The following is a 7,802-nucleotide window of genomic DNA, read 5'->3' on the forward strand; positions in this document are numbered from 1 at the left end:
TCTCCTAAATATACAGTTTCTTGTTTTTACGACCGCCATACACAAGGTTGACCTGTGCACGGGTTATGACTATTGCCGTAAATACCGATGTCAAAATACCCAACGATAAGGTCACCGCAAAGCCTTTTACCGGTCCAGTTCCGACGGCAAACAAAATAACGGCCACTAGTAACGTGGTAATGTTGGCATCAAAAATCGTTGTAAAAGCACGATTAAAGCCTGAATGAATCGCTTGCTGACTGGGCACACCATTGGCCAATTCCTCTTTTATTCGCGAGAAAATCAACACATTTGCGTCCACCGCCATCCCCATGGTCAACACGATCCCCGCAATACCCGGCAAGGTCAATGTCGCCGATAGTAATGACATAAACGCCATCAAGAGAATGATGTTCAAGGCCAAGGAGATATTGGCAAAAAGACCAAACACCTTGTAATACCCCAGCATAAACAGCATCACAACCAACAAACCAATTTGCGCGGAGCCCACACCCAATTTGATGTTTTCAGCACCCAAGCTCGGCCCAATGGTACGTTCTTCCACAAAGTACATAGGCGCGGCCAATGCACCCGCACGAAGCAACAAAGCAAGCTCTGATGATTCACGTGGGCTATCTAACCCTGTAATACGAAACGAATTACCCAGCGTTGTCTGAATCGTTGCCAATGAGATAATACCTTTCTCACTGTAACTTCGACGAAGCTCTTCAAATGTTCCGTCTTCTTGCTCAACAACACGAGTACGAGATTTGTGCTCAATAAACACTACCGCCATATTACGACCTACTGCAGCACGGGTGACTTTCGTCATTTGCTTGCCGCCTTTTGAGTCTAGGCTGATGTTTACTTGTGGTTGACCGTTTTCATCAAAAGAAGAGCTCGCGTCCGAAACACTTTCACCCGTGGTAATAAGGTCACGCTCTAAACGCGCGGTACGCCCACTGCCATCACGGAAGGTTAAGACTTCAACGCCAGAGCCATTGCCATCCAATCCAGCTTCTAAACGAAACTCAAGGTTTGCCGTGGCACCGATAATACGTTTTGCTGCCGCCGTGTCTTGCACGCCAGGCAATTCAACCACAATACGGTTACTGCCTTGACGCTGAACAAGAGGCTCAGCCACACCCAGCTCGTTAACACGATTACGGAGCGTGGTTAGGTTTTGCTGTAAAGCATAAGATTCAATTTCTGCTTTCGACACCTCAGTGAAGCTAACATCCAAAAAGAAGTCACTGTCTACTTCTCTGGTCGCAAAGCGATATTCAGAAAATTCGTCTTTTAACAGGTTTTCAGCCAAATCTAGGTCAGATTGCTGTAAGAAGCGGATCGATAAAACACCTTCTTCTATATCAACACTGCGATATCGAACACGATCACTTCGAAGAGCGGCTTTCATTTCGCTGGACGTCACTTCAAGGCGCTGTTTCAAGGCCGCTGGCGTATCCACTTCCAATAAGAAATGCACACCACCGCGTAAATCCAGACCCAATTTTGCCGGCCCCGCCCCTAAAGACGACAACCACTCTGGTGTTGTTGGCACTAAGTTCAACGCTGTTACGTAATCTTCACCCAATGCCGCTGCCACAACAGGCTTGGCAGCAAGTTGGTCCTCACCACTATTGAAGCGTAAGGTACCGCCGGCAGACGTAAGCTCTGCCTCTTTTAATTCTATGTTTGCGTCAGAAAGCGCTGTTCTGGCTTTTTGTAGAGCCTGCTCATCCACTGTCGCGGTGGCTTTTTGAGTTGATAATTGTAGCGCTGGATCATCCGGGTAAAGATTTGGGAAGGCGTAAAGTAGCCCCAAAGCCAAAACAAGAAGAATTAGCAAATACTTCCACAAGGGGTACTTGTTAAGCATGAAAAATCCTTTAAACCTAAAAATTAAATGGACCGTATGTAAGAAAATCGCCCCCCTAGATCATTTAGGAAGGCGACTCTTTAAGCACGTTAGATAGACTTCAACGTGCCTTTAGGCAACACAGCAGCAACAGAAGATTTTTGAAATTTCATTTCAACACCTTCTGATACTTCTAATACTACGTAGTTATCATCAACTTTTGACACTTTACCTAAAACACCACCGCCAGTTACGACTTCTGTGCCTTTCGCCAAAGAAGCAATCAGGTTTTTATGCTCTTTCGTACGCTTTGCCTGTGGGCGCCACATAAGGAAGTAAAAAATAACCACAAAGCCTGCAAGCAATACTAGGTTAAAAATGCCTGCGTCGGCTGGTGCGCCGGCTTCAGCATAAGCTGGTGAGATCAATGAGATCATGGTGTTAACTCTCCAATGGTTTATGAAAACTGTTACCAATTTTGAATGCTGTGTAAAACATTCACATAACAAGCAAAATCGGCGTATTTTTGTCTATTATTCACTCAAAGCGGGAGTGGACATGCCACGCTTTGCATAAAACTCGTCAACAAAGGCGTCAAATCTACCTTCATCGAGCGCTTGACGCAATCCTGCCATGAGTGTTTGGTAATAACGTAAGTTATGTATGGTATTTAATTGAGCACCCACCATTTCTTGACACTTATCCAAATGATGTAGATAAGACCGAGAAAAGTTTTTACAAGTGTAGCAATCGCATTCTTTGTCTAGTGGACCGGTATCATGGCGATACTGCGCATTACGAATACGCACAATGCCGTCAGATGTAAACAGATGTCCATTGCGAGCATTTCGTGTTGGCATCACGCAATCGAACATATCAACGCCGCGACGCACTCCCTCGACCAAATCTTCAGGCTTACCAACGCCCATCAAATAACGAGGCTTATCAGCTGGCATCTTAGGGGTCGTATGATCCAACACCTTCATCATTTCATCTTTTGGTTCACCAACGGACAAGCCACCAATGGCATAACCATCAAAACCTATGTCGACCAAGCCCTCAAGAGACTCATCACGAAGATTTTCATACATGCTGCCTTGGATGATACCAAACAGCGCTGAAGGGCTATCGCCATGCTCGTCTTTCGAACGCTTCGCCCAACGCAAGCTCATGCGCATGGATTTCGCTGCCACATCGGGCGTAGCAGGATAAGGCGTACATTCATCGAAGATCATCACAATGTCCGATCCCAAGTCGCGCTGCACTTGCATAGAAATTTCGGGACTCAGAAAAACTTTTGAGCCATTGATAGGAGAACGAAAACTCACTCCCTCTTCGGTAATTTTGCGCATTTCGCCAAGGGAAAACACTTGGAAACCACCCGAATCGGTCAGAATCGGCTTCTTCCACTGGGTAAAATCATGCAAGTCACCGTGGGCTTTAATCACCTCCGTTCCAGGTCGCAACCAAAGGTGAAAAGTATTGCCTAAAATAATATCAGCGCCAATTTCCTCAATGTCTTTGGTTAACATACCTTTCACTGTGCCGTAAGTACCAACTGGCATAAAGGCAGGGGTTTCTACTTTACCCCGGGGAAAGGTTAAGGTGGCACGGCGCGCTTTACCTGATGTGGTATGCAATTCAAAATCCATAAAACATTCTGGACGTTTCTCAGACATTCGTCTTAATCCTCACTCTGCGGGCCCTTGGCCTGCGCATTTCGTGTAATAAACATGGCATCGCCATAACTAAAAAATCGGTATTTTTGATCAACAGCTTCCTTGTAAGCCTTCATCACCTGATCGTATCCAGCAAAAGCGCTAATCAACATGATTAAGGTGGATTCAGGCAAGTGGAAGTTGGTGACCAAAGCATCCACGGTTTTAAATTCATAACCTGGATAAATAAATATACTGGTATCGTCTTGCATGGCGGCGATTTCACCACCTTGACTGGCCGACTCCAAGCTGCGCACACTGGTTGTGCCCACGGCAATAACACGACCACCACGAGCTTTTGTCGCCTTGACCTGATCAACAACCGCTTGCTCTACTTCTACATATTCCGCGTGCATGATGTGATCTTTGACGTTTTCAACCTTCATTGGTTGAAATGTCCCCGCGCCGACATGGAGCGTCACAAAGGCAACTTCGACCCCTTTCGCCTTGATTTTATCCAACAAGGCTTCATCAAAGTGCAAACCCGCTGTTGGTGCAGCGACTGCGCCAGGCTTTTGATTGTAAACCGTTTGATAGCGCTCTTGATCGCTGTCTTCGTCGGGCCTTTCTATATAAGGCGGTAGCGGCATATGCCCCACCCGCGACAAGACATCCAACACAGGTTCATCAAATACAAGATGAAAAAGCGCACCCGAACGGGCAACCATGGTCGCTTTTATGGATTCCCCTTTGTCTGTGCCTAACAGTAATAAGCTGTCGACTTTCGGTGATTTACTGGCTCGAACATGGGCTAACGCTTCGTTCGAATTCATCACACGCTCAATCAATATCTCAACTTTACCGCCAGACTCTTTTTGACCAAATACTCGCGCCGCAATCACTCGAGTATTATTGAACACCATCAAGTCACCGGGCTGAACCAAGTCCAACACGTCGGGAAAATGACGATGAGCTAAATCGCCACTGGGACCATCAAGATGCAACAAACGACTGGCAGTTCTGTCAGGAGTGGGATAATGAGCGATTAAAGAATCGGGCAAATCAAAGTGATAATCTGAAACGAGCATGAAAAGAATGTTACCTAAGAAATACGACCCGGTATTCTAGCTAAAATACACAGAAAAAGGTACTTCCTCGCCATATCTTGTTAAAGACGTAAAATATTTTATCATTAGTCATTGACTAATATCTCAAATCGCATAAAATACGCATCACCTTTTTCAAGGCCAGTGTGGTGGAATTGGTAGACACGACGGATTCAAAATCCGTTGCCGAAAGGCGTGGCGGTTCGAGTCCGCCTACTGGTACCAACATAAAAGCCCTGATCATCGATCAGGGCTTTTTTTTGGTTTGATTTCATCTTTAAACATACAACATAGACTCTTTAGGAAACACTATGAATCGCCGTAAAAAAATCAAAGACATCTATGACAAACGCATGAAGCAAGCCAATTTAAAAAACAATCCTAAAAAAGCCAAGCCTAAATACATTTCCAAAGCAGATCGTGCAAAAATGGAAACAGAAGCGGCAACACAAGACGCTCTAAGCGTTGAAACTAGCGACGCAACATCTGTGCCAGAAGACACTCAAAGCTAAAACCTTTAACCTGAGTAGCTAGTCTACTTCAGGTTGTTCAATAGTGCCGTCCGCGTATTGAGCAAATCGTCCTGCACATTTGTCATGGGTTTGGTCCTGTTTAGGCCAAGGCCAACCGCCGAACTCTGTTCGTCGATAATCCGCAAACGCCTGTTGCAATTCCATGCGTGTGTTCATCACAAAGGGACCCTGTTGCTCCACCTGCTCTCCAATTGGCTTCCCCTGCAACAACAGAAATTTCGCCCTCTTACCTTGATTATGAATCAAAACATCGACATCACTCTTTAAAACAAAGGCTTCATTCACTGAGGCCACAAAATTTGCCAATGCCACCTGCTCACCTTCATAAAAATACAAGGTACGACTTAGGCCAGCTGTCGCGGCAGGCAATAGCCACTCTGCATGTTCAGGGACATCAATCAGCCAAATCGCCACATCATTTTGAACATCGGCTGCCCACGAATGCGGCGGAGCTGGCAGGGGCACTGCGTCTTGATATCGCCCAGCAATCACTTTTACGCAGGTATCTATGCCGTTTGCATCCGTAACAGACACCGTCGGCGTCTCTTCATTCCAAAGCATAGAGAAATGCGGTGGTGCCATCTTATTTTTACTAGGAAGGTTCAGCCATATCTGGAATAGCTCTAATGGATTCTTTTCCTCTTCGCTCAACAGCGGAAACATTTCAGAATGCTGAATACCTTCTCCTGCCGTCATCCATTGAGTATCGCCTTGACCATATCGCCCTGCGGCGCCCATAGAATCAGCATGATCCACAAAGCCTTTATTCACCACAGTGACTGTTTCAAACCCACGATGAGGATGACCAGGAAAGCCCGGAATACGCTTACCATGGTACATACGCCAACCATCAATTCCTGCGAAGTCTTGCCCTAGCGGGCGATTATTAAGAGAAGCAGCAGGCGTCATATCGTGGTTTGCACTGGGATACAAATCATTATGAAAGGCACAAAATAGAAATGGATCTGAAGTAGGCCAAAACATCTGCAATGCCAAGCGCTGTAAAATAGGTGAGCTCATTATGCTTCTCCATCAAAGATATGAGCTCATAGTAACATCAGTATATCCAATCGAATTATGCTGATATTTGATGCAAAACATCCATTTTTTAGATGAATTGAATCCTCTAAACCGCAACCGATCCGTAACTTGGTTCGGTATGGGACTGGCTAAGCGCATCTTGAGCGTAAGGAATGTAGACAAGCGCAGTGCTTTCAGCAAAGGCAACGGACTCTGTACTCCAAGGTTTCCAAGCGGTTTTACGTTCGTCACGGGGTGACACGCCGATGTGCTTACGGTAACAACGACTAAAATGCGGTGTAGAGATAAAACCGCAAGCCATGGATATCTCAACAATCGACATATTGGATTGCTTGAGCAATTTGCGCGCTCTTTCTAAGCGCAAACGAAGATAATAACGAGACGGGGAACAATCTAGATGACGATGAAACATGCGCTCAATCTGACGACGCGACACATTCACAAAGTCTGCCAATTCATCCAACTCTATCGGTTCCTCAAGGTTATTTTCCATCAACTCAATAACGTCCACCAGCTTAGGCGTACAAATGCCCATTTGATTGAATTGGCGAGCCGGCATACGCTGCTGGTCTGATTCATTACGAATACGATCACAAATGAACATATCGGAAATGGCATTTGATAACTTAACCCCATGCTGCCTGGTCATCATGTTCAAAAACATGTCCATTGGCGCACTGCCTCCAGAGGATGTGAGGCGATTTTTGTCGATAGAAAACAGCTTGTTATTGCAACTGACTTTAGGGAAGGCTTCTTGCAGCGCCGTCAGACACTCCCAATGCACGCTACACTGATAGCCATTTAAAAGGCCCGCATGAGCCAACACATAAGCGCCGGTACAAACTCCGCCTAAGATGACATTTTTACGAGACTGACGAGTCAACCAAGACACCTGCTTTGCGGAAAAGCTACGGGTAATATCTACGCCACCAGCGACAATGATAATGTCGAATGAAGCCGCTTCGTCCATGGATAAGTCGGGAGTTAATGTTAAACCGTCACTTGCCGTCACAGGCTTACCGTCTTCAGAAATCAAATTCCAACTGTACAACTCTTCCGCCGATAATTGATTCGCCATTCGCAACGGCTCAATAGATGACGCCAACGCAATCATAGTGAAATGATCCAGTAGCAAGAAACCCACTTTCGTTGTGCCCTTTTTGTCTAAAGCAAAGCCTGAACTGTTGATCATATCCATGTCCTCATTGTGATACTTCTTAGAAATGCTAGGCAATTTTCAGACCATTTTTTAGCATTGCTAAGAAGTTCGTTTTTTATTGTAAAGGGTGCCCCAAAATGGGAAAAAAGATGCCGACTTAAACCGTCGAAATAGATCAAACCCCGTCAATCTAAGCGCTTTAAAACAACACCATGCCCCAATGTAGAACAAGATAGGAATCTAGGGAAACTGCGATTAAGAAGTTGAACAGTAGCCAGTGTTTCTAACTCGGCTAAAAAAGCGCAAAATGTCACCTATTTCAATACTTTTAGTCCCTAATCAAGCTTCTTCTGCCTTGTTTAGGGGCCTTTGGACGGATTAATCCCTTGCCGCTCGTATCATCTGGTCAATTCTGAACACATTGGCTAAGGCAAACAGCATCGCCAGTTTGTTATCATTTTTCTCTAA

Annotated in this window: 7 protein-coding genes and 1 tRNA gene; 2 read left to right on the forward strand and 6 right to left on the reverse strand. The window is 45.4% G+C overall.

Annotated elements, in window-relative coordinates; all coding sequences use genetic code 11:
• Window positions 1-4 precede the first annotated feature (4 nt).
• The 4 genes from secD to queA all read right to left on the reverse strand — a co-directional run bounded on the left by secD (window position 5) and on the right by queA (window position 4,583).
• Entirely contained in the window at window positions 5-1,858 is a 1,854-nt protein-coding gene (gene secD / locus J9B83_RS12440; protein WP_211537190.1) for a protein translocase subunit SecD, read from the reverse strand.
• 89 nt (window positions 1,859-1,947) lie between these two features.
• On the reverse strand, window positions 1,948-2,274 hold the full coding sequence (yajC, locus tag J9B83_RS12445; RefSeq protein WP_211537191.1) for a preprotein translocase subunit YajC: 327 nt from the start codon (window positions 2,272-2,274) through the stop codon (window positions 1,948-1,950).
• Between the two features lie 96 nt (window positions 2,275-2,370).
• The gene (tgt, locus tag J9B83_RS12450; protein ID WP_211537197.1) at window positions 2,371-3,489 is read right to left on the reverse strand and encodes a tRNA guanosine(34) transglycosylase Tgt; all 1,119 of its coding nucleotides are present in this window, start codon (window positions 3,487-3,489) and stop codon (window positions 2,371-2,373) included.
• A 32-nt stretch (window positions 3,490-3,521) separates the two neighbouring features.
• A complete protein-coding gene (gene queA, locus J9B83_RS12455; protein WP_211537192.1) occupies window positions 3,522-4,583 on the reverse strand; it encodes a tRNA preQ1(34) S-adenosylmethionine ribosyltransferase-isomerase QueA in 1,062 nt (353 codons plus the stop codon).
• Window positions 4,584-4,741: 158 nt separating this feature from the next.
• Between queA and J9B83_RS12460 the strand changes: the two genes are divergently transcribed.
• A tRNA-Leu gene (locus J9B83_RS12460) sits at window positions 4,742-4,826 on the forward strand.
• Window positions 4,827-4,912: 86 nt separating this feature from the next.
• The gene (locus J9B83_RS12465; protein WP_211537193.1) at window positions 4,913-5,113 is read left to right on the forward strand and encodes a DUF2986 domain-containing protein; all 201 of its coding nucleotides are present in this window, start codon (window positions 4,913-4,915) and stop codon (window positions 5,111-5,113) included.
• Between the two features lie 18 nt (window positions 5,114-5,131).
• On the opposite strand, the gene J9B83_RS12470 is transcribed toward J9B83_RS12465, so the two are convergent.
• Window positions 5,132-6,154 carry a pirin family protein gene (locus J9B83_RS12470; protein WP_211537194.1) on the reverse strand — a complete coding sequence of 341 codons (1,023 nt, stop codon included), beginning with the start codon at window positions 6,152-6,154 and terminating at the stop codon, window positions 5,132-5,134.
• A 106-nt stretch (window positions 6,155-6,260) separates the two neighbouring features.
• Entirely contained in the window at window positions 6,261-7,367 is a 1,107-nt protein-coding gene (gene gbdR / locus J9B83_RS12475) for a choline metabolism transcriptional regulator GbdR (protein ID WP_236037280.1), read from the reverse strand.
• Window positions 7,368-7,802: the final 435 nt, after the last annotated feature.

Origin of the sequence: Marinomonas vulgaris (assembly GCF_018145875.1) — a bacterium.
GTDB classification, from domain to species: Bacteria; Pseudomonadota; Gammaproteobacteria; order Pseudomonadales; family Marinomonadaceae; genus Marinomonas; species Marinomonas vulgaris.